The organism is Bradyrhizobium sp. (assembly GCF_017881085.1).
Classification (GTDB): Bacteria; Pseudomonadota; Alphaproteobacteria; order Rhizobiales; family Xanthobacteraceae; genus Bradyrhizobium.
This window is the reverse complement of record NZ_JADGRI010000032.1, coordinates 1-26,647: the sequence shown is the minus strand read 5'-3', so window position 1 is coordinate 26,647 and position 26,647 is coordinate 1. Positions and strand designations below refer to the sequence as shown.

Here is a 26,647-nt window from a genome sequence, read left to right as displayed (position 1 = left end):
GTCGCGGTCTCGCCCAAAAACTTCATGTCGAAGGGATAGAAGTCGGCGGTCATGCCGTCGGTGGAGGTGACGGCGCGCAGGCCCACGACGTAGTCGTAGGTGCGGCCGTCGCCCATCACGCCGACGGTTTTGACGGGCAGCAGCACCGCAAAAGCCTGCCAGATCGTGTCGTAGAGGCCGGCTTTGCGGATCTGGTCGATGTAGACGGCATCGGCCTGGCGCAGAATATCGAGTTTTTCCTTCGTGATGTCGCCGGGGCAGCGGATCGCGAGGCCGGGTCCCGGGAACGGGTGACGGCCGACGAAGATTTCGGGCAGGCCGAGTTCGCGGCCGAGCACCCTCACCTCGTCCTTGAACAGTTCGCGCAAGGGTTCGACCAGCTTCATGTTCATGCGCGCCGGAAGCCCGCCGACATTGTGGTGCGACTTGATCGTGACCGAGGGGCCGCCGGTGAAGGAGACGCTCTCGATCACGTCGGGGTAGAGCGTGCCCTGCGCCAGGAAATCCGCGCCGCCGATCTTCTTGGCCTCGGCGTCGAACACGTCGATGAAGAGACGGCCGATGGTCTTGCGCTTTTGTTCGGGGTCGGTGACCCCGGCGAGTTCGCCGAGGAAAAGCTTCGAGGCGTCGACGTGAACCAGGGGGATGTTGTAGTGATGCCGGAACAAATCGACCACGGTCTCGGCCTCGTTGAGCCTGAGCATGCCGTGGTCGACGAACACGCAGGTGAGCTGGTCGCCGATCGCCTCGTGGATCAGCACCGCGGCCACGGCTGAATCGACGCCGCCGGACAGGCCGCAGATCACCTTGCCCTTGCCGACCTGCTTCCTGATCTTCTCGATCGCTTCCTCGCGGAAGGCGCGCATGGTCCAGTCGCCGGTGAGGCCGGCGACCTTGCGGACGAAATTGCGGATCAGCTTTGCGCCGTCGGGCGTGTGCACCACCTCGGGGTGGAACATCAGGCCGTAATATTTGCGCTTCTCGTCCTGGATCACCGCGAACGGCGCATTCGGCGAAACGCCGGCCACGACGAAACCGGGCGGCATCTGCGTGATGCGGTCGCCATGGCTCATCCAGACCGGATGGCACTCGCCCACCGCCCAGGTGGTATCGAACAGCCGGCTTGCGGCCCTGACCTCGACATCGGCGCGGCCGAATTCGCGGTGGTGGCCGCCCTCGACGGTGCCGCCGAGCTGCGCCGCCATGGTCATCTGGCCGTAGCAGATGCCGAGCACGGGAACGCCGGAATCGAAGATCAGTTGCGGCGCGCGCGGCGAGCCTTCTTCGTGCACCGATTCCGGGCCGCCGGAGAGGATCACCGCCTTCGGCTTCATTTCCCGGAACGCCGCCTCCGCCTTCTGGAACGGGACGATCTCGGAATAGACGCCCTCCTCGCGCACCCGGCGCGCGATCAGTTGCGTGACCTGGCTGCCGAAATCGACAATCAGAATCTTGTCGTGCGCCGAGGCCACCGAAGGCATCGACTCTGCTGCTGGCTGTGCTGCTGTCATGGCAAGCAGATACGCGACGGGGGGTGGCCTCGCAACCCTTCAGCACCGTCATAGCCGGGCTTGTCCCGGCCATCCACGCCCTTTTTTAGGCCGAAAAGCCGAGAAGGACGTGGATGCCCGGGACAAGCCCGGGCATGACGGTCCCCTGATCCCAGTTCCACCCGGTCGGAATCGGCGTGAAACCCGTCATTCCGGGGCGATGCGAAGCATCGAACCCGGAATCTCGAGATTCCGGGTCTGGTCCTTCGGACCATCCCGGAATGACGGAGTCACATTCTAGAATTGTAGGGTGGGCAAAGCGAAGCGTGCCCACCATTCAGGCTGTGAACCGGAGAGATGGTGGGCACGGCGCAAAAGCGCCTTTGCCCACCCTACGCCTACGCTCCCTTGCGCAAACGCTTTGCGTTTGTCGCAGGCAATGACAGGTTACTCAACGAAAACCCGCCGCGAGCCCGACGACCTGACCGTCGTTGCCATTGAAACCGTGGTGGGCGCGGGCCTCGCAGGCGTCGCCTTCATTGGCGCCGCCGCTGACCCAGGCCGCTCGCGCGCGGCCGGCGGACCATTTGACGAACGGGTCGACGCCGGCCGGCAAGGTGAACTTGCAGCTGTCCTGGCTGTGTTCGATCACCAGCGTGCGCGGCAAGGATGCCGGCGAGCCCAGGATCGACATCACGTTCTGGCTGCTGCCGGATTCGGGGCTGAGAAACGCCGATGTCAGCACCAGCGCGTCCGGCCGGGCGCCGCCCGCGATGCCCTCCGCGGCGCGGATGGTGCCGCGGCTGGTGGCGATCACCGTCACCGGCCGCTTGATCGCGGCCATGTATTGCACCGCCGCGGCGAGCGATGTTCCCGCATCGACCACCAGCACCGCCACGCCGCGCGCCGCATAGGCCTGCCGGGTACGGACCAGCTGATTGCCCAGGAGCCCGTGGATGTCGCCGTGGTCGCCCGCTGATATCGCGCCGCTGCCGCCCGGCATCAGGATCACGCTCGCGCGCGGCGCCGCAGGCTTGATCAATACCGCGTTCGAGCCGCCGATGCTGACGGTCTCATCGGCCAAGGCCGGACCGCCAACAAGCATCGCCGCGACGCACAACAGGCCGATCCAATGCTGCCGCTTCATGCCGCTCCCCCCGGTTTATTCAGCGCTCGGTTTTTTATATCGCGATCGATCTTTGGGATTATGACGCATTCCGTTTCAGGATCGAGACAAAAAACCCGTCCGTTCCCGTGCGGCGCGGCGTCATCAACAGGCCTTCCGGCGATTGCAGCGTGGCCGCGGCGAATTCTTCCGCTCTGTCCCACAACACCGTGACGGTCTGCGCCGGCGGCACCACGGCAAAATCCGGATGGCGCGCCACGAAGGCGCGGATCTGCTCGCCGTTTTCCGGCGGCAACACCGAGCACGTGATGTAGGCGATCCGGCCGCCCGGCTTGACCAGCGCGGCGGCGCGATCGAGCACCTCGACCTGGTCCTTCAGTCGCACCTCGAGCGCGCCCGGGCGCATCCGCCATTTGGCGTCGGGATTGCGCCGCCAAGTGCCGGTGCCCGTGCAGGGCGCGTCGATCAGCACGAGGTCGGCGGAGGCATGGATATCGGCGAGCGTATCGGTCTCGCCCTTCGGCGTGCGCACGTCGGCGTTATGGACCCCGGCGCGCGACAGCCGTTCATGGATCGGCGCGAGCTGCCGCTTGTCGTGGTCGGTGGCGATCAGCCGGCCCTTGCCCTGCATCATCGCCGCCAGCGCCAGCGTCTTGCCGCCGGCGCCGGCGCAGAGATCGATCACCTGCTCGCCGGGTTTTGCCGCCGACAGCAACGCCGCGAGCTGCGAGCCCTCGTCCTGCACTTCCACCGCGCCCTTGATAAAATCCTCCTCGGCATGGATGCCGGGATTGCGGGCGTCGGCGGAAAGGTCGATGCGCAGGCCCACCGGCGACCACGGCGTCGGCGTGACGCCGAGATGCGCCAGCGAATGCAGGAGTTTTTCGCGCTTGGCCTTCAGCGTGTTGACGCGCAGGTCGAGCGGCGCCCGGCTCGCCATCGCGACCGCCTCCGCAACGCGCGCGTCGCCGAACACCTGCGCAAGGTACCCGTCGAGCCATTCCGGGTAATCGCCGGCGACGGGCGCGGGCGCATCCTTCAGCGAGCGGGTGGTAAGCGCGGCGCGCTCGGCATCGGTCAGCGGCTCCGGCGCAAAGCGTGCGCCGTCGCACAACGCGGCGATGGCGTCGGCGTCCATGCCGCGCTCGAGCTTCAACATGCCGAGCACGCGCGCCCGCGGGGTATCGGCGTCCATCAGCCAGGCGCTGGAGGCGCGCCGGCGCAGCACGTCCCAGATCAGGCCGGAGATCGCGGCGCGGTCGCCAGATCCGGCATAGCGATGCGCGGTGCCCCATTCCTTCAGCGCCTTGGCCGCGGGAATGCGCTCCTTGTCGATGGTGTCGATCAGTTCGATGGCGGCGGACAGCCGCGCGGCAGGGGTCATTTGAAGCTTTCGAAAGGGGTCAGATGAGCAACAGGATCTTCAGCGCGAAGTAGATCCACATCGCCAGCAGCACCAGCACGCCCGCGAACCACACCAGCCCGCGTTGCCGGACGTTGTTCGATGTCACGAAAATCCCGGCATGGATGAAGCGGATGACCACGAACACCCAGGACATCAGCACGATGAACAGGTCGGCGTGCCGCAGCGGCAGCGCCAATGCGATCAGGACGTAGAACAGCACCGGGACTTCGAACTGGTTGCTGAAGCAATCGCCGATCTGGGCCGCCCTCGTGGGCCACTTCGCCTCGCCCCGCGCGACGTCCTGGTAGCTGGTTTCCCCCGCCTTGAACGCCCGGCTCCGCGCCGTGGCCATCCCCAGCAGCAGCGCGAAGGTCAACCCCACCAGGACGAAAACCGGCAGCAAAACCATTTGAACCGACATCGGAATTCTCCCCGGCGGATGCGCCAGCCCCCGCTATAGCGACCGCGCCCGCTCGCCGCAATAAATCCGCTGGTCCGCCGTTGAACCACAATCGGCGCCGCCGTGACCAACCCACGATAGTTCCAGTGATTTCAGTCCCGACCCCTGATTGGCGCCTCCCAGGCGAGCAACTCGCGATGAACATTACCTCCCCGATCCTCAGAGGTGCGGCGCACGCGGCGGCCCTCCCCGGCGACTCCGTCACCTCCTTCCTGAAGATGGTCGCCGACATGACCGGCCTGTTCGCCGACGACTCGTCGGACGGCGTGATCGGCATGCTGATGTCGGGGCTGGCAGGAGTAGCCGCCGCGCTCGCGGTGGCCATCGTCCTGACCGTCTATTTCCGCAGCCGGTACCGCAGTGTTCGCGACGTCGTCCGGCACGGGCTTGCCGCCGCCGCGGTGCTTTCCCTCGTCGCCTTCGTGGCCTACGACATGCGCCATGCGGCGCTGGCCTATCTCGGCATCAACCCCACGAAACCCGCGGTCGAATTCGAGATCCGGCTGCCGAAGGCGGCGGTGTCCGCCGTCACCGATACGCAGGTCGAACTGCATACCGACCGAAACCAGACGCTGGGCCAGGTGCAAGGCGCGCTGGCGTCAGATGGCGACGGTCTCGGCGTGATCAGGGGTTCGGTGCCGCTGGACTACCGGACCACGGATCGCATCGTGATCCTCAACCTGCCGGGCCGGGCCAGTTGCGAGTTCAGGCTGCGGCTGCCGGCAGACCCCTCGCCGTCCGAGCAGTTCGGGCCGTGGCATCTGGCCGATCGCGTGGCGTCGCCGACGACAGGCGAGGAAACCCGCAGCCAGCAGCACGACGCGTTCGCGATCCGCTATCGCGTGCTCTGAGGGTTCCGCCGGCGCCCCGGCCGGGCGGAACTCGCCGCCTTCGAGATTTCATCGTTCCGACGTCGGGCCGCACTATGATCCGGGCGGAGGGAATGCCGCATGCCCGAATTTCGCCTGACCCAGATTTCCGATACCCATTTGGCCCGCCGCCTGCCTGCTCTGACCGGCAATTTCCATCGCCTGAGCGAATATATCGACGTCCGGCGGCCCGATCTCGTCGTCAACAGCGGCGACCTTGCCTTCGACGCCCCGACCAGCCCCGACGATCTCGAATTCGCGCGATCGCTGCACGCGGCGCTGCCGGTGGCCTGCCGCTATGTGCCGGGCAATCACGACATCGGCGACAATCCGACCGCGATCGGCCCGACGCCGCCGCAGCTTGCCACCGAACTGGGCCGGCAGGCCTTCATCGCGGCCTTCGGCGAGGACCGCTGGCGCTTCGAGGCGGCCGGCTGGTGCTTCATCGGCCTCAATTCGCTGGTCATGAACACGGGGCTTGCCAGCGAAGCCGAACAGTTCGAGTGGCTGACGGCGCAACTGGCCGCCGCCAGCGGCAAGCCGGTCGCCCTGTTCCTGCACAAGCCGCTGTTCCTGAACGCGCCCGGCGATCCCGAGCTTGCCGCCACCGCGTTCCGCTACGTGCCGATGCCGGCGCGCAGCCGCCTGGTGGAGGTGCTGGGATCGGTCGACCTGCGGCTGGTCGCCAGCGGCCATGTGCACCAGCGCCGCGATTTTACCCATTCCCGGGTCAGGCAAATCTGGGCGCCTTCGGCCGGTTTCGTCATTTCCGATCAACGCCAGGAGGTGATCGGGATCAAGCAGGTCGGGCTGGTGGAATACCGCTTCCGGCCTGACAGCTTCGAGGTGCTTCACGTCAGGGCGCCGGGCCAGACCGATATCGATCTGGATTCACTGCTCGGTTAAGGCTTCGAGCTAGGGTCCGAGCCTGCACTGTGATAGCGTCGCGGCTACGGAAGCTGATCAGGCTGGACTGATCAGCGTGGAAAGGGACCTGCCATGTCGCGCCAAGCCACCCTGCTGCTTGTTGCATCCGTTATCGCCGGCGTCGCGTCTGCCGCGACGGTTTCAACCGATGCGTTCGCCAAGAAGGCTGTCCGTCACCCCGTCGTGGTCGCCACCGCACCGCCCGCTCCGGCGCCGGTCGTCTTCATCGACAACAACTACGGTCCGGTCGCCACCAGGATCCCGCGCTGCTTCGACTCGCCCATCCTCTATCCCACCCCGCCCTGCTACTGAGGCGCTTCCGGGCGAAGCGTCCTCCCCAGGGATGACCGAGCTGACGCTGTTTCACGCCTGAAGAAGACGCTGCGCACAAGGTTTCAGGTTCCGGTTCTGCTGCAGGCAGAACCGACCGGGCGCTGGGCCTTGCGACGGTCTCGCGAGCACGCGGCGCTGAAAGCCGCCTCACGAAAACGCAAAGGCCGGCACGCAAAATCCGAGCGCCGGCAGACAGGCGTTTGATCGCAAGCGCGGGCGGATCAGCCGCATCGGCTACCCGTTAAGATGGCTAACGTCGATTTGCGGGATAAGCGGGTCCGTAGCCGTTTGTCAAAATGGTTCAGCGCTGTCGCGACCAGAAGCACGGATGGAACGCCTATCGATATGACAGCCGGTACACTCAGGGACGGAAAGATCGAGTCCCGAAATCCGGAAAGCAGAAGAAACAAGGGAAAGTGGACCGCATAAAGCGGATACGAAATCTCTCCCATGAACGAGCGGACTGGCGTTTCGGGCTCTCTTCCGCAGACTACACCGAGCGTCAGGATAGCGGGAAGAAACAGAAAAATTGCCAGGGCATCCCACCCGCCTCCAAACCAGGGCATTGCAAGCACAAGCAGCAAGGCCGTCATTGAAAGCGCCGGCAGCAGGATGCCGGAGCCTTTGGATAAATTCGGCAGCACCCCGCGGAATCTGTAAATCAGCGTGCCCAGGAGGAACGAGAACAGCACTCTGGATGTCGCTCCCAGCAGGAATTTCGATTCCCATCCGAGGTCATCAACAGGCGTTTCATGCATCGTGGAGTACAGAACGATGCCGGAAGCGATCGTTAGAAACACGATGACGATGATCGACGATTTGAGCACAACGAAAATTGACCATCCAAGGTTGACCAATAATTCGCCAAACAGCGACCACATGGGACCGTTGGTGGGAAACAGTTCTCCGCGAAAGTGTGTCTGGCTCACGACAGGCAGGATAACAACGTTGAGCAAGAGGGCCAACGCGATCCATTGCGCGGGCTCCGAGTCGGCCGGACTGATCACGTAAAGGGAAACCAGTCTTAGCGCACCGAGCAGGATGCCGGCGAGAGCAACCGGGTATAAGCGGATGACGCGCTGCGTGACGAAATCAGTGACCGTGAATCCGGCTTCGAGCTTTTCCTGGTAGGCGCTGGCGATAACAAAGCCGCTCAGCATGAAAAAGAAGTCCACGGCCAGATAGCCGTGAGGCGTAATGGCGGCGGCTCCGCGGAAAAGGTGTGTGTGGTAACAAACGACCAAGCCAGCCGCGACACCACGAAGACCATCGAGTGTGGCATATCGTTGCGCAGCGCTCATACGGTCCTCTGTTTTGGAGGGACCTGAATACCGTGCGAGATCGCTCTGCACAACCCATGGTTTATGGGTATGGTTAGGGATCCTGATCCCAGCCGAACGTCGATCCGAACATCGCAATCCCCGCGAAATTCGGAACGGTCAACCTCAAGACCGCGACCAGTTCGGCTATTGCCCGGCCGTATTGAAGCGGGAGAGGTCGCAATCGGGCTCGGCATAGCTCGTCCGCCGCATGCCGTCGCGGTCTTCCACCACGGCCGGACGGCAACGCGCCTGCCAGGCGGCGCGCCCTTCTTCTTCGGCCTTTTGCTGCTCCGGCGTGAGCGGCGAGGCGGCGCGAATGACGTTATCGCCATTGATGCTGAAGCTGGCGGGTTGGCCCGGGCTGGACTGAACTCCGGGGGCGGTGGCCGCCGCCTTGGCGTTCGCGGCGGCCGCCGCAGCCGCGGCGTCGGCGGCGCGTCCGTGGTCCATCGAGAATGGTACCTGTGGCGCGGTATCCTGTTTCGCTTGCTGCGCGGACGCCGTCGAGAGACCGGCTGCGGCGACGAGCACGATAGCTGCAATTGTACGCATTGTTACCGGCCTGCGAAAAGAGCGCGAACCCTGCGCTCCTTGCTAGCCGGCAAGTCTTGAGGCCGCGTAAACCAGGCTGGTTACCTCGCCTGCAACGCGATGTATCGCATTCTAGCGATGCCGGGTTCCCGCGCGGCTCACGCCTTGTCCGGCCCGACCCGCACCAGCTGCTTGCCGAAATTGGCGCCCTTCAAGAGCCCCATGAACGCGGCGGGCGCGCTGTCGAGACCTTCGGTGATGAATTCGCGATGCTTGACCTTGCCCTCGCGCACCCAGCCCGACATGTCGCGCAGGAAGTCGCCATGCCGCGCGGCGAAATCGCTGACGATGAAGCCGCGAATGGTCAGGCGCTTTGTCAGCACATTGCGCATCATCGCCGACGCCCATTTCGGCGCTACCGCCTCGGTGTCGTTGTAATGCGCGATCAGGCCGCAGACGGGAATGCGCGCGAACGCGTTGAGCAACGGGAACACCGCCTCGAACACCGCGCCGCCGACGTTTTCAAAATAGACGTCGATGCCTTTCGGGCAGGCTTCCCTGAGCTTCGCCGCGAGGTTGGGATCGCGGTGATCGAGACACTCGTCGAAGCCGAGTTCCTTCTTGACGTAATCGCATTTGTCCTTGCCGCCAGCGATGCCTACGGCGCGCGCGCCCTTGATTTTTGCGATCTGTCCGACCGCCGAGCCGACCGCACCCGACGCCGCGGCGACCACCACGGTCTCGCCGGCTTGCGGCTTGCCGATGTCGAGCAGCCCCGTATAGGCGGTCATGCCGGGCATCCCGAGCACGCCGACCGCGGTCGATATCGGCGCGAGTTTCGGATCGATTTTTGCGAGGCCCTTGCCGTCGGAGAGCGCATGGGTCTGCCAGCCGGCGCGCGACAGCACGATATCGCCCTTGGCGAAGCCGGGATTGTTCGAGGCGATCACCTCGCTGACGGTGCCGCCTTCCATCACCCCGCCGATCGGCACCGGCGCCGCATAGGACGGACCGTCGCTCATGCGCCCGCGCATATAGGGATCGAGCGACAGCCAGATGGTGCGCAGCAGCACCTGCCCCTCGCCCGGCGTCGGCAGCGCATATTCCTCGATGCGGAAGTCAGCGGCCTTGGGCTCGCCGACGGGACGAGAGACGAGAACGACGCGTTTTGCCTGGGACATGGTTGTTTCCTCCGGTTTCCTGGATTTCGTCATTGCGGCGAGCGAAGCGACCGAGACGCGGTCATTCCGGAATGGTGCGCTATCACCAGACCTCAGATGCGCAATTGCGCATCGGGAATCTCGAGATTCCGGGTTCGATGCTCCGCATCGCCTCGGAATGACGGGGTCTGGATCGCTGCGCCGCTTTGCTCCTCACAATGACAGTTTGGGTTCAGGCGGTGATCTTGGCCAGCGCCGCGTCGAATGCGGCGGCCGCGCTCGGCAGGTCCTTGAAGACGCGCATCTGCCGCGTCTCCTGCGCGTCCTTATCCGAAATCCCCGGGCGGGCTTCGGTAAACGGCTTGCCGCCCTCGATCATGCCGGCGGGGGCTGCGACGTGGAATTCATGATCCTCGATCGGCGCGTCCTTGGGCAGCCAGACACCGAGCGACACGATGTCGTTGCCGCGCCGGTAGGAGATGTAGCGATCGACCGCGACCGTGCCGTCGCGCTGATGGCCGCCGAGTTTTGCGTAACCTTTGGCGTCCAGAAGCTTGTGCGATCGAAATCCCTTCACGCCGGCCGATCTTGCCTTGGCGGTTTCTTCCGACAGATCGTACTTCTCCGCCATCTCCCTGCCGACGACGGCAAGCTGTCCGGAGATGTCGTGTTCGAATTCCTTCAATTCGGTGCGCGGTTTTGAGGCCTTGCGCGGCTTGGCGGCGTCGCGCTTTTCCATCTCGGCCTTGCATTGCGCGATGATCGCGGTGGCGGACTTCCGCTCCGCGTTGACAAGCAGGTTCTTCAGATCCTGATCTGAAAGCGAGGCAATCCTGTCGTCCGACCAATCGACCATAAAAACCAACTTCTCTCTTGAACGTTATTGCCAGGATTCCGGGAATCGCAAATAGCCGCGGGGGACTATTGCGGCAGCGCAGCGATCCCAAAGACAGTACCGCGTTTTCCCACCGGTGTGGGAGCAATTTGGGCCGAAAACTACACCCCGCCCGGGTAATTCGGGCTTTCCCGGGTAATGGTGACGTCGTGGACATGGCTTTCGCGCAGGCCCGCGCCGGTGATGCGAACGAATTGCGCCTTCTCATGGAACTCGGCGAGGTTTCGCGCGCCGACATATCCCATCGCCGCGCGCAAGCCGCCGGCGAGCTGATGCATGACATTGCCGACCGGGCCCTTGTAGGGCACCTGGCCCTCGATGCCCTCCGGCACCAGCTTCAACGTATCCTTGATGTCCTGCTGGAAATAGCGGTCGGCGGAGCCGCGCGCCATCGCCCCCACCGAGCCCATGCCGCGATAGGCCTTGTAGGAACGGCCCTGCCACAGGAACACTTCGCCCGGCGTCTCGTCGGTGCCGGCGAGCAGCGAGCCGACCATGGCTATGTCGGCGCCGGCGGCGAGCGCTTTCGCAAGATCGCCGGAATATTTGATGCCGCCGTCCGCGATCACAGGCACATTGGCCTTTTTCGCGGCTTCCACCGCATCCATGATCGCGGTCAGTTGCGGCACCCCGACGCCGGCGACGATGCGGGTGGTGCAGATCGAACCCGGGCCGATGCCGACCTTGATGGCGTCCGCGCCGGCATCGATCAGCGCCTGCGCGCCCTCTTGCGTGGCGATGTTGCCGGCAATCACCTGCACGGCATTGGAAAGCCGCTTGATGCGGTTGACAGCCTCCAGCACCCGCGAGGAGTGGCCGTGTGCGGTATCCACAACAATGAGATCGACACCGGCGTCGATCAGATGCTCGGTGCGTTCGAACCCACCCTCTCCGACGGTGGTTGCGGCCGCGACACGCAGGCGGCCCTGCGCATCCTTGCAGGCCAGCGGATGCGCGACCGCTTTCTCCATGTCCTTGACCGTGATCAGGCCGACGCAGCGGTACTGCTCGTCGACCACGAGCAGTTTCTCGATGCGGTGCTTGTGCAGCATCCGCTTGGCTTCGTCCTGGCTCACGCCCTCGCGCACCGTCACGAGATTTTCGTGCGTCATCAGCTCCGAGATCTTTTGCTTCGGATCGGTGGCAAAGCGCACGTCGCGGTTGGTGAGAATGCCGACCAGCTTGCCGGGTATGCCTTTGCCGGCGCCGGTCACCACCGGAATGCCGGAAAAGCCGTGATCGTTCATCAGCGCCAGCGCGTCCGACAGCATCGCATCGGGACCGATGGTCAAGGGATTGACCACCATTCCCGATTCGAACTTCTTGACCTGCCGCACCTGCGCGGCCTGGCCCTCGACGTCAAAGTTGCGATGGATGACGCCGACGCCGCCGGCCTGCGCCATGGCGATCGCCATCCGGGCTTCGGTGACGGTATCCATCGCAGAGGCGATAATCGGGATATTGAGCGGGATGGCGCGGGTGACGTGGGAGCGGATATCGGCTTCCGAGGGCAGGATGTCCGAGAGCCCGGGCTTCAGAAGCACGTCGTCGAACGTGTAGGCTTCGCGAATCCCCTGAAGTCCCCTTACAACCGCCATTGCCAACTCCGTTCAGCAGCCCAATCGCCGCGCTAGAACCCGAGGGATGAAAGGATCCTCCCGCGACGCCTTTGGCATCGCCGTCGAATCGCCCATCGGTAGGGTTGGCGGCGGTCGATAGCATGGCCCCATGACGAATCAAAGGGGCTAGAGCCTCAAATCGGCGTCAGCGCGGCTAACCCGGCGGCACGCCATGCCGGCGGATCGCCTCCACCACCTCCCAATACATCCGCTGTTCCCGCTTCATATGCACCGCGATCAGCGCGTGCACTGTAACCGCCAGCAACACCAGGTTAAAATCCAGCCCCAAAATCAAGCAAAACACGGTCAGGACCACGTTGAAGATCGCCGAGAAAGGCTGCCCGTTGAAGAGCGGCCCGAGCGGCGGCACGAATACCGCGAGCAGGTAGATCATCGTCGGAATCTCCCAACCGGGCCGGATCACGGGAGGATTGTTTTCACGCAGGATTTAGGTGGTTTCCGGGGTTCCGCAATAGCCTGCGTGGCGCCAGGGTGGTACAGCCCCCTGCTCCCGCCGCTTCCATTTCTCCTTCGAAATTTCATGAACAAAGAACGACTGATCCCGCTCATCGTGGCCACCGCCCTGTTCATGGAGAACATGGATTCGACCGTGATTGCGACCTCGCTGCCGGCGATCGCCGCCGACATCGGCACCAGCCCGCTGACGTTGAAGCTCGCCATCACCTCCTATCTGCTGTCGCTCGCGGTGTTCATCCCGGCGAGCGGCTGGACCGCCGACCGCTTCGGCGCGCGGATGGTGTTCAGCCTCGCGATCGGGGTTTTCATGGTGGGTTCGATCGGCTGCGCGCTGTCATCTTCCGTCACCGATTTCGTCATCGCGCGGATCCTCCAGGGCATGGGCGGGGCGATGATGACGCCGGTTGGGCGCCTGGTGCTGTTGCGCACCATCGACAAGAGCGCGCTGGTCAATGCGATGGCCTGGGTCACGGTGCCGGCGCTGGTCGGGCCGGTGATCGGACCGCCGCTCGGCGGATTCATCACCACCTATTTCTCCTGGCACTGGATCTTCCTGATCAACATTCCGATCGGCCTGCTCGGCATCTTCATGGCGATGCGCTACATCGATCCGATCCGCAGCGACGACCCCGAACGCTTCGACCTCTACGGTCTGGTGCTGGCCGGCATTGGACTGGCCGGAATTGCCTTCGGGCTGTCCGTCGCCGGCCTCAACCTGCTGCCGTGGACCGTCGTCGCAGCCCTGGTCGCGATCGGGGCGATCTCGATGACGCTCTACGTGATTCATGCGCGGCGAACCGCGTCGCCGGTGCTTGATTTCGCGCTGCTGCGGTTGCCGACGATGCGCGCGAGCATCATCGGCGGCTTCATGTTCCGCCTCGGCATCGGCGCGCTGCCGTTCTTGCTGCCGCTGTTGATGCAGGTCGGGTTCGGCCTGTCCCCGTTCCAGTCCGGCCTCGTGACATTTGCCTCCGCGGTCGGCGCCATGGGCATGAAGACGCTGGCCGCGCGCATCATCCGGACCTTCGGCTTTCGCAACATGATGACCATCAACGCCGTCGTCAGTTCGGTCTTCCTCGCCGCCTGTGCGCTGTTCACGGCGACGACGCCGCTGCTCCTGATCATGATCATTCTGGTGGTGGGCGGCTTCTTCCGCTCGCTGCAGTTCACCGCGATCAACACCGTCGCCTATGCCGAAGTCGAACCGCCGCAGATGAGCCGCGCCACCACGCTGGTGAGTGTCAATCAGCAGCTGGCGGTTTCGGCCGGCGTCGCCATCGGCGCATTCTGCGTGGAATCCACCATGCTGCTGCGCCATGTGCAGGAACTGGACGCGACCGTTTTCGCGCCGGCGTTCCTCGTCGTCGCCTTCATCTCCGCCCTATCGGCCTATTTCTTCTGGCAGATGCCCGACGATGCCGGCCATGAAATCTCCGGCCGCAAGGCGGTGGAGATTTCCAGCCGCAAGGGCGTGGCGAAAGCCGCCGCCAAGGCCGCCAGCGAAGGCACCGAAGACGCCCGGGACCAGCGGTTGGGGTGACGACACCGGCAGACCAGGCCGTGTACTCATAGATCGGGGGCTTGGGTCAGGCACGCCTGAGGTCCGTTTTTCCGCCAGCCTCCAAGCGGCCTAGCGCACAGATTGCTTCCCACTGACCATCGAAAGAACCGTCCGAGCGAGATCAGCAGTCGATTCCACCAGTTGATCTGCGCCAGCAGTCTCCAGTTCGTCTCGGGTACCATAACCCCAAAGCACGCCGAGACCGCGCATTCCAACCGCATGAGCGCCCGAAATATCATATCGGCGGTCCCCGACCATCAGACTGTGGGACGGCGAAAGACTATGCTTAGACAGAATATGGGCGAGCAGTTCAGGCTTGTGATCCAGCTCGCCGCTCGGCACTGAGCCACAGATGCCATCGAAGTATGTGGCGAACTTCAGATGGTCCAGAATGCGGCTTGCGAAAATCGCCCTTTTTGATGTCGCGAGGTAGATTCGCAATCCGGTCCGCTTCATCTCTTCAAGGGATTTGCCAATTCCCGGATAAGGCACGCTTCCGAGAAGCCCACTTTCACCGTAATGTTGACGATAGGCAGCGACTGCTTCACCGACTCTGTCGTCTCCGTATGACTGTAGCAAGATTTGCATCATATCTTCGAGCGGGGGCCCGATGGCACCTCTTATATCTAGGGTTTCATCCGGTTCATGCCCAAGGGCGCGCAGTGCCGCAAGGCAGCTTGCTAAAATGCCAGGCTGCGAATCAATCAACGTGCCGTCGAGGTCTAGAAGAACGGAGCAAGCCGGGATCATGGCCTGAATATAACGGCCACGGGCCGGCGCGTAAATGTTCGGTCGGTCCGGAGTCCGCTTGGGGTCATGAACGACAGAACTCAAAGTGAGCACAATACGTCTGCTTTCGTGGGCAGGCGAAGTTGAGCCCGACAGCTGAGCCGTGATTAAAGCTCCTGACTGAGGGGATGAATCATGCGCTACGAACTCACCCACCGCGACCGCAACCGGGTCGAACGGTTCTTCAACAGGATCAAGCCTGGCCTTCGGCCAGCTTACTCAATCAGGCTGCGGCTGCGCGCTAGTGAGTCCACGCCCTAGTTCGTCATGCCCGGCCGTGTCGGTTGATGCAGTCGCGGTTGGGTAAAAGGACGGGGCAGATCCTTCGGACGATCCAGCGGAAACATGGACGCCAAAGAGACATTCAGGATCTTGCAGATGTCGAACAGGCGCACCGCGCTGACGCCGTTGGCGCCCTTTTCATAATTCTGGATTTGCTGAAAAGAGACCCCCAGGGCGCGGGCAAGCTGTTCCTGGCTCAAATTGAGCGCAAGCCGGCCCTCGCGGATGCGAGCGCCGACATATTCGTCAATTTCCGATTTTGCTTTTGCCTTCATTTCAGCACTTGATGGTCGATGGTTCGGAACGGAGCAGCAATAACCGGCCTTCGTTTCCGGAACCCTTCGTCAGCCCGGGAAAATGGTTTCGCCGAGGCCGCCAATTGTTTCGTGACGCCGAAGGAGATGCCCTCACTCCTGTTCGTCGTCGCCCGATGGGATTCGGTTCACGGACAACGCCGATTCAGAGCGCTGTCAGGCGGCGGGGTGGCGTTCTTGGCCAACTGCGAACAGCCGACGGAACCGTCAGCGCGCAAATGTCCAACCCGCCAAGGCGGCAAGCAGCGCGCCGGCCAGGATGCTGCGGAACCCGACCGCGCGCTGGCTGCGCCCCTCACGCCGCAGCGTTGCAGCCTGTCAGCTCAGGATGACGGCGTTTCCGTGGACTCACGCCTGGCCGCCGGCTGCCCCCGAAATCCCGTCGCCAGCACGTAGCGTTCGGAAGAGTCCTGGCGGCTCGAGGCCGGCTTGACGTGCCTGACGGTGGCGTAGTCGCGCTTGAGCTCCGTCATCAGCGCGGCGTCCGCGCCGCTCTGAAACACTTTTGCAACGAAGGTGCCGCCGGGATTGAGCACCTCGGCGGCAAACGCGACGGCGCCTTCCACCAGACCCAGGATGCGCAGCTGGTCGGTCTTGCGGTGGCCGGTGGTGTTGGGCGCCATGTCGGACAGCACCACATCGGCCCGGCCGCCGATCATCTCGATCAATCTGGCCGGCGCGTCCGAGCCAAGAAAATCAAGCTGCGCGAAAGTCACGCCCGGAATCTCCGGCATTTCCAGGAGATCGATGGCGATGATCTTGCCCTTGCCATTGGCGGTGCCGATGCGCTTGGCCGCGACCTGGCTCCAGCCGCCGGGCGCGGCGCCGAGATCGACCACCGTCTGGCCGGATTTAAGAAAATGGTACTTGTCGTCGATCTCGATCAGCTTGAAGGCCGCGCGCGAACGCCATCCCTCGCGCTTGGCCTGCGCCACATAGGGATCGTTGAGCTGGCGCTCCAGCCACAGCTTCGAGGACAGCTTGCGCTTGCCGCCGGTCTTGACCGTGACGTGCAGCCGTCCGGTGGTGTCTTTCGCCATATCGGTTTGCTTACCTTGGCAAGATCAGGCGCCGCTCTAGCACATCGCGAACCCGAGCGCCTATCGGCATCCGCCGATCGCGCCGTCCTCGCGCATCATCTCGACCAACATTCCCTCTCGCAGGCCGCGATCGGCGACGCGCAGCCGCGGCAGCGGGAACGCGTCGCGGATGGCATCGAGGATGGCGCAGCCCGCCAGCACCAGATCGGCCCGCTCGACGCTGATGCAATTGTTGCCGGCGCGCTCCTGATAGCTCATGCCGAGCAGGCGCGCGATGACCGCGGTGATATCGGCGTCGCTCAGCCAGACCCCGTCAATCCGGCGGCGATCGTAGCGCGCCAGGTTGAGATGGACGCCGGCCAGCGTTGTCACCGTGCCGGAGGTTCCGAGCAGGTGCATATCCGTCAAGTCGGCGCCGTGCTCGGCCGCGAACGGCACCACGTGCTGCGCGACCTCTCCCACCATCCGCGCATAGGATTGCGCCGTGACGTCCTTGCCGCCGAAATGCTCGGCCAGCGTGACGACGCCGAGCGGGATCGACATCCACGCCTTGATGCGCGGCGCGCCGTCCGGCTCGTCCGGATCGCGCTCGATCCTTACCAGTTCGGTCGAGCCGCCGCCGATGTCGAACAGGATGGCGCCCCGCCCCCGCGGGTCGAGCAGCGGCGAGCAGCCGATCACCGCGAGTGCGGCCTCGGTCTCGCGATCGATCACCTCGAGATGGATGCCGGTTTCGGCCGCGACCCGGTCGCGAAAGCCGTCGGCGTTGGAGGCGGCGCGGCAGGCTTCGGTCGCGATCAGGCGCAGCCGCTTGGCCTTCTTGGACTGGATCTTGTCGCGGCAGATGCTCAGCGCTGCGATGGCGCGATCGATCGCCGGCTCGCTGATGCAGCCGGTGGCCGAGATACCCTCCCCCAGCCGGATGATCCGCGAGAATGAATCGACCACGCGGAAACCGTCGCCGGCCGGACAGGCGATCAGCAGCCGGCAATTATTGGTACCAAGATCGAGCGCCGCGTAGACGCCGGTTGCCGTGGCCGGCGAAGGAACCCCGCCGGGCAGGCCGCCGCCAGGCGACGTCACGTCTTCGTCGCCGCACCGCGGCGGCCTCTGGCCGACCTCTCCGCGCGGCCCAGGGCCGTCGCGAAGCCGCGTGTCATCTTTCATCCAAAATGTCTTTCCGCGGCCCGCAAGAGGCCGACGAGGAATTTCCGTTCACGGAAACTTTAGCAGTGCCAAACGGTTGCGCAACAGCCCTCACATAGGACTATGCCCAATCAGGCGTTGTCGTCCCGACATCGGTACGTTATCTCAGGAGGGAAACCAGCGAAATCGCGCAAAATCGAGCCTTTCAGGGACATTTCAATGCAAGATCACACGTCTTCGGCTTCTCTGGAAAACGCTATCGCACTGCAAAAATTCGGCGTCGGGCAGCCGGTCCGCCGCAAGGAAGACGATACGCTGGTGCGCGGCAAGGGCAAATATACCGACGATTTCAACCTGCCCGGGCAGGCCTATGCCTGGATCGTGCGTTCCAGCCACGCCCACGGCGTGCTGCGCGGCATCGACACCGCCGCCGCCAGGGCGATGCCCGGCGTGCTCGGGGTCTGGACCGGAACCGATCTCGCTGCGGCCAATTACGGCCCCTTCACCTGCGGCCTGCCGCTGAAGAGCCGCGACGGCACCCCGCTCTTGCAGACCAACCGCACCGCGCTGATGACCGACAAGGTGCGCTATGTCGGCGATCCCGTGGCGTTCGTGGTCGCCGAGACGCTGGCGCAGGCGCGCGACGCCGGCGAAGCCGTCGTGGTCGATATCGATCCGCTGCCCGCCGTCACCGATCCCGAAGAAGCAGCAAAACCGGGCGCGCCGCAGCTCTACGACCACATCCCCGACAATGTGGCGCTGGATTATCACTATGGCGACGCCGCCAAGGTGGACGCTGCGTTTGCAAGCGCCGCGCATGTCACAAAACTCGATATCGTCAACACCCGCGTCGCCGTGGTGGCGATGGAGCCGCGCGCGGCGCTCGCCTCCTACGACAAGACGAGCGAGCGCTACACCATCCAGGTTCCGACCCAGGGCGTCGCCGGCAACCGGCAAAACCTCGCCAAGAACATCCTGAAGGTTCCGAACGAAAAGGTGCACCTCTTGACCGCCAATGTCGGCGGCTCCTTCGGCATGAAGAACATCAACTATCCCGAATATGTCTGCATCCTGCATGCGGCAAAGGCGCTGGGGCGTCCGGTGAAATGGACCGACGAGCGCTCGACCAGTTTTCTGTCCGACAGCCACGGCCGCGCGCAAAAAATCCACTGTGAGCTGGCGCTCGATGCCGAAGGCAAGTTCCTGGCGATCAAGGTTTCCGGCTACGGCAATCTCGGCGCCTATATCACCGGCGTCGCGCCGAGCCCGCTCTCGCTCAACGTCGGCAAGAACATAGCCAGCGTCTACCGCACGCCGCTGATGGCGATCGACATCAAGACCGTCTTGACCAACACCACGCTGATGGGCGCCTATCGCGGCGCAGGACGCCCCGAGGCCAACTATTTCATGGAACGGCTGATCGATCGTGCCGCCGACGAGATGGGCATCAACCGGCTGACCCTGCGCAAGCGCAATTTCATCAAGCCGCAGCAAATGCCGTTCGCGGCCTCCTCCGGCGTCACCTACGACAGCGGCGATTTCCAGGGCGTGTTCACCAAGGCGCTGGAGATCTCCGACCACGCCAACTTTGCGAAACGCAGGAAGGAAAGCCGCAAGCAGGGCAAGCTGCGCGGCATCGCGGTCGGCTCCTATCTCGAGGTCACCGCCCCTCCCGGCGTCGAACTCGGCAAGCTCGTATTCGAGGATGACGGTGTGGTGCGTTTGATCACCGGCACGCTCGACTATGGCCAGGGCCACGCCACGCCGTTTGCGCAGGTGCTGTCCGCGCAGCTCGGCGTGCCCTTCGAGAGCATAAGACTGGAACAGGGCGACAGCGACATCGTGCATACCGGCAACGGCACCGGCGGCTCGCGCTCGATCACCGCCAGCGGCATGGCGATCGTCGAGGCTTCGAAGCTCGTGATCGAGAAGGGCAAGCGCGCCGCCGCGCATCTCCTGGAAGCCGCGGAAGGCGATATCGAATTCGCAGGCGGCCGCTTCACCATCGCCGGCACCGACCGCTCGATCGACATCATCGAGCTGGCGAAACGGATGCGCGAGGGCAAGATGCCCGACGGCGTGCCGTCGTCGCTCGACGTCGACCACACCACCGAGCCGGTGCCGTCGACCTTCCCCAATGGCTGCCATGTCGCCGAAGTCGAGATCGATCCTGATACGGGCGTGGTGCGGATCGTCCGCTATACCGGCGTCAATGATTTCGGCACCATCGTCAATCCGATGCTGGTCGCAGGCCAGTTGCATGGCGGCGTCGCGCAGGGCATCGGACAGGCGCTGATGGAATGCGTCAGCTACGACAGCAGCGGCCAGCCGATCACCGGCTCGTTCATGGATTATGCGATGCCGCGCGCCGAGGATATCCCGATGATGGAAATCGGCGATCATCCGGTGCCGGCCAAATCCAACCCGCTGGGCACAAAGGGCTGCGGCGAAGCCGGCTGCGCCGGCAGCCTCTCCACCATCGTCAACGCCGTGGTCGATGCGCTGTCCGAATATGGCATCGCCCATATCGACATGCCGCTGACGCCGGAACGGGTCTGGCGGGCTATTCAAGACGCGAAGACGAAGGTGGCGTGAGGGCGTCTGTCGTTGCGGCAAACACTGAGTGTCATACGCGGGCTTGACCCGCGTATCCATCTACCTTCACAAGAGTCTTTCGAAGCGGATGGATGGCCGGGTCACCTAGCGCTAAGACGCGCTTCGCGCTTTTGCCCGGCCATGACGAGCTGAGCAACCCTACGCCGCCGCCTGCTCGCGTGGCTGGTAGATCGCGATGTGCTGGCAATGCGCCAGCGGCGTGGTGCCGTTGGCGACCACCAGCGCGTCGAGTTCGACGAAGCGGTGGCCTTTCTTTTCGTAATTGCCGGTCACTTTGGCGCGCGCCGTGATTTCGTCGCCGGCTTTGCCGGCCGACAGAAGCTGCATCCGGCTGCCGACGTGAATCCAGGGGCCGAGGATGGCGTTGTCGACCAGCACCTTGTTCATGACCCGCTGCAGCAAGCCGGGATGGCCGAGGCCTTCGCTCGCGTAGATCGGATCGCGCTCGCGCACGTCGGTCAGATATTCGGTGGCGGCGGCGCCGGCCCAGATACGCGGCACGGTGCCGAGCCATTTGCCGAGTTGGTACGAGGCCTCATTGACCGGCTTGCGCTCGGCGACCGCGGGGATTGCCGAATAATCCGCCAGCGAGAGCGACGGCGCCGACGCCGGCAATGACGCCGAGCCGGTGGCGCAGAGCTGGCCGCGGCTTTCGACCTCGATTGCGAGCACGCCATCGCGCTCCTCGCCTTTGACGTCGGCAATCTCGCCGTCATAGACCGGCTTGACAAAACGCGCCTCGATCAACCCGCGCTCCAGGAAGGCGCGGCCCCATTTCCTGACCGGCAGGTGGATCATATAGGCCATGACGTCGACGCCCGGCACCAGCCCGCCGGAAAAGCCGAACCGCTTGGCGACGGTGTCGTCATGCATCTTGTTTTCGGAGAGTTTTGCGGTGTTGTAGGCCTCGACGCGGTAGGTTTCGAGCCGGCTGGTCATATCCCCTGTTTTCCCTGATTTTTTGTCATCTTTGGCTGATTAATGGTACGCGAACAAACACCCGTGGCAAGCATGTTCCATCCGGTGTTTTGCTCGCAATTCCCTCTCGGTTGGGGTACCAACCGCATTCGGGGAGCGCACCGCCAGCGTACCCCGGCCCCATCTCAACCGATGATATGAATTTGAACGCCACCCGCATCTATGTCGACGCCGACGCCTGCCCGGTCAAGGACGAGATCTACCGCGTCGCCGCCCGCCATGGTCTGCCCGTCAGCGTGGTCGCCGGCAACTTCATCCGTGTGCCGCAGGATCCCCTGATCGAGCGCATCGCCGCCGGCGCCGGCATGGATGCCGCCGACGACTGGATCGCGGAACACGCCGGCAAGGGCGATATCGTCATCACCTCCGATATCCCGCTGGCGAGCCGCTGCGTGAAGACAGGCGCCGAGGTGATCGCGCCGAACGGCAAGCCGTTCACGGAAGCATCGATCGGGATGACCCTTGCGGTTCGCAATCTCATGACCGATCTACGTTCCTCGGGCGAAGTGACCGGCGGTCCCAAATCCTACTCGCCGCGCGACCGTTCGGCGTTCCTGTCCGCGCTCGACCAGACCATCCGCCGCATCCAGCGCCAGCGCGCGGATCAACCCGCACAGAAACAGAGTTGAATCGAATGGCGCCCCCGCTGATCCAGTTGAAGGATATAAAACTGACCTTTGGCGGCACGCCGCTGTTGTCGGGCGTCGAATTGTCGGTGTCTGCGGGCGAGCGCGTCTGCCTGATCGGCCGCAACGGCTCCGGCAAATCGACGCTGCTGAAGATCGCGGCAGGGCTGGTCCAGCCCGACAGCGGCACCCGTTTCGTGCAGCCCGGCGCCACCATCCGCTATCTGCCGCAGGAGCCGGATTTCGACGGCTTTACGACGACGCTGGCCTACGTCGAAGCGGGCCTCGGCCCCGGCGACGACCATTATCAGGCCCGCTATGTGCTCGAGCAGCTCGGACTGCACGGCGATGAAGACCCCGCCCATGTCTCTGGCGGCGAAGCCCGCCGCGCGGCGCTGGCGCGGGTGCTGGCGCCCTCGCCCGACATCCTGCTGCTTGACGAGCCCACCAACCATCTCGATCTCACCACCATTGAATGGCTGGAAGGCGAACTCGGCAGCCGCCGCAGCGCGCTGGTCATGATCAGCCACGACCGCCGCTTCCTCTCAAATCTGTCGCGCTCCACCGCCTGGCTCGATCGTGGCCAGATCAAGCAGATCGACCGCGGCTTTTCCGCCTTCGAGGCCTGGCGCGACGAGGTGCTGGCCGAGGAAGAACGCGACCAGCACAAGCTCGACCGCAAAATCGTCAACGAGGAGCACTGGCTGCGCTACGGCGTTTCCGGCCGCCGCAAGCGCAACGTCAAGCGGCTCGGCAATCTGTTCGCGCTGCGCGAGCAGCGCCGTGACTACCGGGGCGCGGCCGGCAACGCCAACCTCGCGGCTTCGGAAGCCGACAAATCCGGCAAGCTGATCATCGAAGCCAGGAACATCAGCCGGACCTACGGCGACCGCAAGATCGTCGACGGCTTCTCGATCCGGGTGCAGCGCGGCGACCGCATCGGCATCGTAGGTCCCAACGGCGCCGGCAAGACCACGCTGATCGACATGCTGACCGGCGCCAGTCCGCCGGACAGCGGCACCATCCGGTTCGGCGCCAACATCGAGATGGCGACGCTCGACCAGCACCGCGAAAGCCTCGACCCGAAATCGACGCTGGCGGACGCCCTCACTGGCGGCGGCAGCGACAACGTCATGGTCGGCGGCAAGCCGAAGCACGTCGTCAGCTACATGAAGGACTTTCTGTTCGCGCAGGAGCAGATGCGCACGCCGCTGGAAGTGCTTTCCGGCGGCGAACGCGGCCGGCTGATGCTGGCGCGCGCGCTTGCAAAACCCTCCAACCTGCTGGTGCTGGACGAGCCAACCAACGACCTCGATCTCGAAACCCTCGACGTGCTCGAGGAAATGCTCGGCGACTACGAAGGCACCGTGATCCTGATCAGCCATGACCGCGACTTCCTCGACCGCGTCGTGACCTCGGTGATCGCGCCGGAAGGCGACGGCCGCTGGATCGAATATGCCGGCGGCTATACCGACATGCTGAAACAGCGCGGCGCGGACTTGAAGCGCGAGGCGGTGAAGGTGGCCGCCGAGGAGAAAAAGGAATCGAAGACCGCCGCACCCTCGGGCGCGGCCAGGCGCCGGCTCAACTTCAACGAAAAGCACGCGCTGGAAACCTTGCCCAAGACCATCGCCAAACTGCAGGCCGAGATTGCGAAACAGCAGCGGCATCTTGACGATCCCAATCTCTACAAGAAGGATCGCAAGAAATTCGACCAGTGCTCGGCCGCGCTCTCCACGGCGCAGAAGGAGCTCGAAGCCGCCGAGGACAAGTGGCTGGAGCTTGAAGTGCTGCGCGAAGAGATCGAACAGGCCTGAACCATGACCACGCCGCTTGCCGCCAAAATCGCCCGCGAATACGGCACGCCTTGCGCGGTCATCGACATGGACCGGGTCGAGCGCAACATCGCGCGGATTCAGGCGGCCTGCGATGCCGCCGGGGTCGCCAACCGGCCGCACATCAAGACCCACAAGAGCCCGATGCTCGCCAAACTGCAGATCGAGGCCGGCGCTCACGGCATCACCTGCCAGAAACTCGGCGAAGCCGAGGTGATGGCGGAGGCCGGGATCGACGACATCCTGATCAGCTACAATCTGATCGGCGAGGAGAAGATGGCCCGGCTCGGCGCGCTGCAGGCCCGGGCCAACATGACCGTCGCCGCCGACAATTCGACCGTGATCGCCGGCCTGCCGCAGGCAGCGGCGATTTCCGGCCGGCCGCTCTCGGTCGCGGTCGAATGCGACACCGGTCGCAAGCGTGCGGGTGTCGAAACGCCTGCCGAAGCCATTGCGCTGGCGCGCGAGATCGCGGCCTCGAAGGGATTGGTGTTCGCCGGCTTCATGCTCTATCCGACCGAGACCGGCTGGGCCGAGGCGCAGAAATTTTACGATGAAGCTTTAGCCGGCGTGCGCACGCATGGGCTGGACGCGACGATGGTGTCCACCGGCGGCACGCCGAACCTGAAGAACGTCGGCAAACTCAAGGGCGCCACCGAGCATCGGCCCGGCACCTACATCTACAACGACCGCATGCAGGTCGCCGCCGGCGTCGCGACCTGGGACGATTGCGCGCTGAACATCTATTCCACGGTGGTGAGCCGCGCCGGTCCCGACCGCGGCATTCTCGACGCCGGCTCGAAAACGCTGACGTCGGACACCGGCGGGCTCGACGGCCACGGGTTGATCCTCGAACACCCCGAAGCCAGGATCGCCCGCTTTGCCGAGGAACACGGCTTCCTCGATCTTGCGCGCAGCAACACCCGGCCGAATGTCGGCGACGTCGTGCGGATCGTTCCCAATCACGTCTGCGTCGTCGTCAACATGATGGACGAGGTGGTGATGGTGCGCGGCGAGGAAATCATCGGCACGCTGCCGGTCGCGGCGCGGGGGAAGTTGCGTTGATGCTGTGCAATTACTTCCACTTTCGGCGGCATAGCGGACTTGGGCAGACTTGCCGAAGGCTTGAGCCGGTCGCGAATAACCCCAAGCGGACATCGGTCTCCGGCAATTTCACCGAACCGCCCGTGGCCGGGAAAAAAGAGCAGCAGCCCTTTCCGAGAGTGTCTGATAGCACTCGCATGAGAGCTTCAGCAGGAGAGGCCGATCCAGTATCTCAATGACGCCGCGCGAGTATTTGATTGCCCCCGTATCTTGAATCTTTTGCGCGACCCGGGTTATCGACGTTCGTCGCACCCCAAGCATTTCCGCCACAAGCTCGTGTGTCAGACCGACAGTATTGCTTTCCGCTCTGTCGGAGGATTGCAGCAACCAGCGACAAAACCGCTCTTCAACGTGATGCGTCGCATTGCAAGCAGCGCTAACCCTCGCTTGGGTCAACAAGACCTCGTTGTAATTGATGCACATATTTCGAATGCTAATGCTTTGAGCCACAGCATCGGAGAAATGCGACGCAGATATAAAAGCTACGTCCAACGGTAGCTGGACTACAACTCGGACATTGGACCTGAGCAGCCCTAGTCCGGCCATCGCGTTGACTACGCCCTCGCGACCGACGGCAGCCGTTTCGATAGCCTTGCCGTTCCCTAGAATGGCAAGCAGCGACAGCATTCCTTTTATTGGAAAATACACCTGATGAATGCTGTCATCGACTTCGTTCAATACAAGGCCCGCCGGCATCGAAGTGGTGGCGAGATGTCTTGCAATCAAAGCGAAATCCGGCTGAGGCAATGCCGCAAGCAGCCGGTTTCTTAGCGGATCGAGAAGGAGCGCGCGCATGCTAATCTACCCACCCGTTTTGGGGTTGGCCCGCATGCTTCGGTCAAGCAAATGCGATTGAACATAATGAACATTCTCAATGATCTTACGTTGATTTAAATCAATCTGAGGTTTCTTTTCCTCAATGTTCGACAGCGGACAGACTCAAGCTCCCGGCGAATGGTCGGATACAAAAAAGGGAGGCGGTCATGAGTGAATTGGCACTCAACATTTTCGACCCTAAGGAGATCGTCCGGCTGAAAGCCGTCTTGAACGAGGTAGTCCTTTCTCTCCCGAAGCAGCAGCGTAGCTGTGAGATGCAAGCTTCGGTCGCAGAGCAGCTTCTTAAACTCGCCGCGGGCGGTGAGAAGGATCCGATAAGGCTTAAAGAGCGTGCGCTCCTCGCTTTGCGCAATATCTAGCGAGATTTCTCCGAGGCTAGAACGAGCCGCGCGGGGGCAAGAAAATGGATGCGCGAAAACACTCCTCGCGGACGAAAAAGCCAAGCTACGCCGTTGATGATTTCGTGCTCACGCTAGGTCGAGATTGAACGTCTAACCAAAATCGGCCTCTCGGCGCGACAGGGCCGCCAAGATCCCCCAAGCCCCCCAACTTGGCGGCCCTGATGTCTCAGAGCAAATGGGATGTTTCCCATGATCGGTAGAGAAACGACTACATTTCAGGGCGATTGCGGGTCATTAACCTCTGCCACCTGCCGGTTCGGCACGTGTGCCGCTGTGATGCGAAATCGTGGCGTGCCTGTTGGTTGTAGTAAGCGTGGAGGTCAAGAATGAAACCATTACAGCGTTATCGCGCCATGGAAGCTTTTTGCCGGCAGCACTCAAAAATGGAAGGTGAGGACGAGCTGTTCTGGCTAACCGAAGCGGAAATACTGGCCAAACTTGCCACGAATGCGCACCGCATGCAGGTGCTGGGAATACCTCCACCGGACATCGCGAACACAGAGG

Annotated in this window: 25 protein-coding genes; 9 read left to right on the top strand and 16 right to left on the bottom strand. The window is 63.6% G+C overall.

Features of this window, described 5'->3' with window-relative positions; translation table 11 throughout:
• From guaA to QZ213_RS05190, 4 genes are all read right to left on the bottom strand, one after another.
• A partial coding sequence (guaA, locus tag QZ213_RS05205; protein WP_291684990.1) for a glutamine-hydrolyzing GMP synthase occupies positions 1–1,511 on the bottom strand: 1,511 nt, incomplete at its 3' end.
• Positions 1,512–1,941: 430 nt separating this feature from the next.
• Positions 1,942–2,637 (bottom strand): alpha/beta hydrolase, encoded by a 696-nt coding sequence (locus QZ213_RS05200; protein ID WP_291684989.1) that lies wholly within the window; start codon positions 2,635–2,637, stop codon positions 1,942–1,944.
• Positions 2,638–2,695: 58 nt separating this feature from the next.
• Complete coding sequence (locus tag QZ213_RS05195; protein WP_291684988.1) at positions 2,696–4,000, bottom strand: RsmB/NOP family class I SAM-dependent RNA methyltransferase; 1,305 nt, start codon at positions 3,998–4,000, stop codon at positions 2,696–2,698.
• 19 nt (positions 4,001–4,019) lie between these two features.
• Positions 4,020–4,442: an MAPEG family protein gene (locus QZ213_RS05190; protein ID WP_291684987.1), complete on the bottom strand. Its 423-nt coding sequence runs from the start codon at positions 4,440–4,442 to the stop codon at positions 4,020–4,022.
• Between the two features lie 269 nt (positions 4,443–4,711).
• On the opposite strand from QZ213_RS05190, the gene QZ213_RS05185 reads away from it, so the two are divergent.
• The 3 genes from QZ213_RS05185 to QZ213_RS05175 all read left to right on the top strand — a co-directional run bounded on the left by QZ213_RS05185 (position 4,712) and on the right by QZ213_RS05175 (position 6,589).
• On the top strand, positions 4,712–5,332 hold the full coding sequence (locus QZ213_RS05185) for an acriflavin resistance protein (protein WP_291684991.1): 621 nt from the start codon (positions 4,712–4,714) through the stop codon (positions 5,330–5,332).
• A gap of 99 nt (positions 5,333–5,431) precedes the next feature.
• A complete protein-coding gene (locus tag QZ213_RS05180) occupies positions 5,432–6,256 on the top strand; it encodes a metallophosphoesterase (protein WP_291684986.1) in 825 nt (274 codons plus the stop codon).
• A 93-nt stretch (positions 6,257–6,349) separates the two neighbouring features.
• The gene (locus tag QZ213_RS05175) at positions 6,350–6,589 is read left to right on the top strand and encodes a hypothetical protein (RefSeq protein ID WP_291684985.1); all 240 of its coding nucleotides are present in this window, start codon (positions 6,350–6,352) and stop codon (positions 6,587–6,589) included.
• Between the two features lie 242 nt (positions 6,590–6,831).
• On the opposite strand, the gene QZ213_RS05170 is transcribed toward QZ213_RS05175, so the two are convergent.
• The 6 genes from QZ213_RS05170 to QZ213_RS05145 form a co-directional block, all read right to left on the bottom strand.
• Positions 6,832–7,911: an acyltransferase gene (locus tag QZ213_RS05170; protein WP_291684984.1), complete on the bottom strand. Its 1,080-nt coding sequence runs from the start codon at positions 7,909–7,911 to the stop codon at positions 6,832–6,834.
• A 165-nt stretch (positions 7,912–8,076) separates the two neighbouring features.
• Positions 8,077–8,484, bottom strand: coding sequence for a hypothetical protein (locus QZ213_RS05165; RefSeq protein ID WP_291684983.1), 408 nt, complete (start codon positions 8,482–8,484; stop codon positions 8,077–8,079).
• Positions 8,485–8,621: 137 nt separating this feature from the next.
• Positions 8,622–9,644, bottom strand: a complete 1,023-nt coding sequence (locus QZ213_RS05160; protein WP_291684982.1) for an NADP-dependent oxidoreductase — start codon at positions 9,642–9,644, stop codon at positions 8,622–8,624.
• A 211-nt stretch (positions 9,645–9,855) separates the two neighbouring features.
• Positions 9,856–10,479, bottom strand: a complete 624-nt coding sequence (locus tag QZ213_RS05155; RefSeq protein WP_291684981.1) for a hypothetical protein — start codon at positions 10,477–10,479, stop codon at positions 9,856–9,858.
• A gap of 140 nt (positions 10,480–10,619) precedes the next feature.
• On the bottom strand, positions 10,620–12,116 hold the full coding sequence (gene guaB, locus QZ213_RS05150) for an IMP dehydrogenase (protein WP_291684980.1): 1,497 nt from the start codon (positions 12,114–12,116) through the stop codon (positions 10,620–10,622).
• Between the two features lie 175 nt (positions 12,117–12,291).
• Positions 12,292–12,531 carry a hypothetical protein gene (locus tag QZ213_RS05145; RefSeq protein ID WP_291684979.1) on the bottom strand — a complete coding sequence of 80 codons (240 nt, stop codon included), beginning with the start codon at positions 12,529–12,531 and terminating at the stop codon, positions 12,292–12,294.
• 147 nt (positions 12,532–12,678) lie between these two features.
• Between QZ213_RS05145 and QZ213_RS05140 the strand changes: the two genes are divergently transcribed.
• Positions 12,679–14,154 (top strand): DHA2 family efflux MFS transporter permease subunit, encoded by a 1,476-nt coding sequence (locus QZ213_RS05140; protein ID WP_291684978.1) that lies wholly within the window; start codon positions 12,679–12,681, stop codon positions 14,152–14,154.
• Positions 14,155–14,244: 90 nt separating this feature from the next.
• On the opposite strand, the gene QZ213_RS05135 is transcribed toward QZ213_RS05140, so the two are convergent.
• From QZ213_RS05135 to QZ213_RS05120, 4 genes are all read right to left on the bottom strand, one after another.
• Positions 14,245–14,925 (bottom strand): HAD hydrolase-like protein, encoded by a 681-nt coding sequence (locus QZ213_RS05135; RefSeq protein WP_291684977.1) that lies wholly within the window; start codon positions 14,923–14,925, stop codon positions 14,245–14,247.
• 296 nt (positions 14,926–15,221) lie between these two features.
• Entirely contained in the window at positions 15,222–15,521 is a 300-nt protein-coding gene (locus tag QZ213_RS05130; RefSeq protein ID WP_291684976.1) for a helix-turn-helix transcriptional regulator, read from the bottom strand.
• 362 nt (positions 15,522–15,883) lie between these two features.
• A complete protein-coding gene (locus QZ213_RS05125; protein ID WP_291684975.1) occupies positions 15,884–16,600 on the bottom strand; it encodes an RlmE family RNA methyltransferase in 717 nt (238 codons plus the stop codon).
• A 60-nt stretch (positions 16,601–16,660) separates the two neighbouring features.
• A complete protein-coding gene (locus tag QZ213_RS05120; RefSeq protein ID WP_291684974.1) occupies positions 16,661–17,767 on the bottom strand; it encodes a Ppx/GppA phosphatase family protein in 1,107 nt (368 codons plus the stop codon).
• A gap of 198 nt (positions 17,768–17,965) precedes the next feature.
• On the opposite strand from QZ213_RS05120, the gene QZ213_RS05115 reads away from it, so the two are divergent.
• Entirely contained in the window at positions 17,966–20,341 is a 2,376-nt protein-coding gene (locus QZ213_RS05115) for a xanthine dehydrogenase family protein molybdopterin-binding subunit (RefSeq protein ID WP_291684973.1), read from the top strand.
• 159 nt (positions 20,342–20,500) lie between these two features.
• Here the strand turns inward: QZ213_RS05115 and QZ213_RS05110 are convergent, their stop codons facing one another.
• Complete coding sequence (locus QZ213_RS05110; protein WP_291684972.1) at positions 20,501–21,301, bottom strand: hypothetical protein; 801 nt, start codon at positions 21,299–21,301, stop codon at positions 20,501–20,503.
• A 176-nt stretch (positions 21,302–21,477) separates the two neighbouring features.
• Here QZ213_RS05110 and QZ213_RS05105 point away from each other — a divergent pair, with 176 nt between their 5' ends.
• Genes QZ213_RS05105 through QZ213_RS05095 form a run of 3 tightly spaced genes read left to right on the top strand, consistent with a single transcriptional unit; the run spans position 21,478 to position 24,866 of the window.
• Positions 21,478–21,969: a YaiI/YqxD family protein gene (locus QZ213_RS05105; RefSeq protein WP_291684971.1), complete on the top strand. Its 492-nt coding sequence runs from the start codon at positions 21,478–21,480 to the stop codon at positions 21,967–21,969.
• A 5-nt stretch (positions 21,970–21,974) separates the two neighbouring features.
• Positions 21,975–23,783, top strand: a complete 1,809-nt coding sequence (locus tag QZ213_RS05100; RefSeq protein ID WP_291684970.1) for an ATP-binding cassette domain-containing protein — start codon at positions 21,975–21,977, stop codon at positions 23,781–23,783.
• Between the two features lie 3 nt (positions 23,784–23,786).
• Entirely contained in the window at positions 23,787–24,866 is a 1,080-nt protein-coding gene (locus tag QZ213_RS05095; RefSeq protein WP_291684969.1) for a D-TA family PLP-dependent enzyme, read from the top strand.
• A gap of 108 nt (positions 24,867–24,974) precedes the next feature.
• Here QZ213_RS05095 and QZ213_RS05090 read toward each other — a convergent pair whose 3' ends face one another.
• The gene (locus QZ213_RS05090; RefSeq protein ID WP_291684968.1) at positions 24,975–25,700 is read right to left on the bottom strand and encodes a Crp/Fnr family transcriptional regulator; all 726 of its coding nucleotides are present in this window, start codon (positions 25,698–25,700) and stop codon (positions 24,975–24,977) included.
• Between the two features lie 188 nt (positions 25,701–25,888).
• On the opposite strand from QZ213_RS05090, the gene QZ213_RS05085 reads away from it, so the two are divergent.
• The gene (locus QZ213_RS05085) at positions 25,889–26,101 is read left to right on the top strand and encodes a hypothetical protein (RefSeq protein ID WP_291684967.1); all 213 of its coding nucleotides are present in this window, start codon (positions 25,889–25,891) and stop codon (positions 26,099–26,101) included.
• The last annotated feature ends 546 nt before the right edge of the window (positions 26,102–26,647 follow it).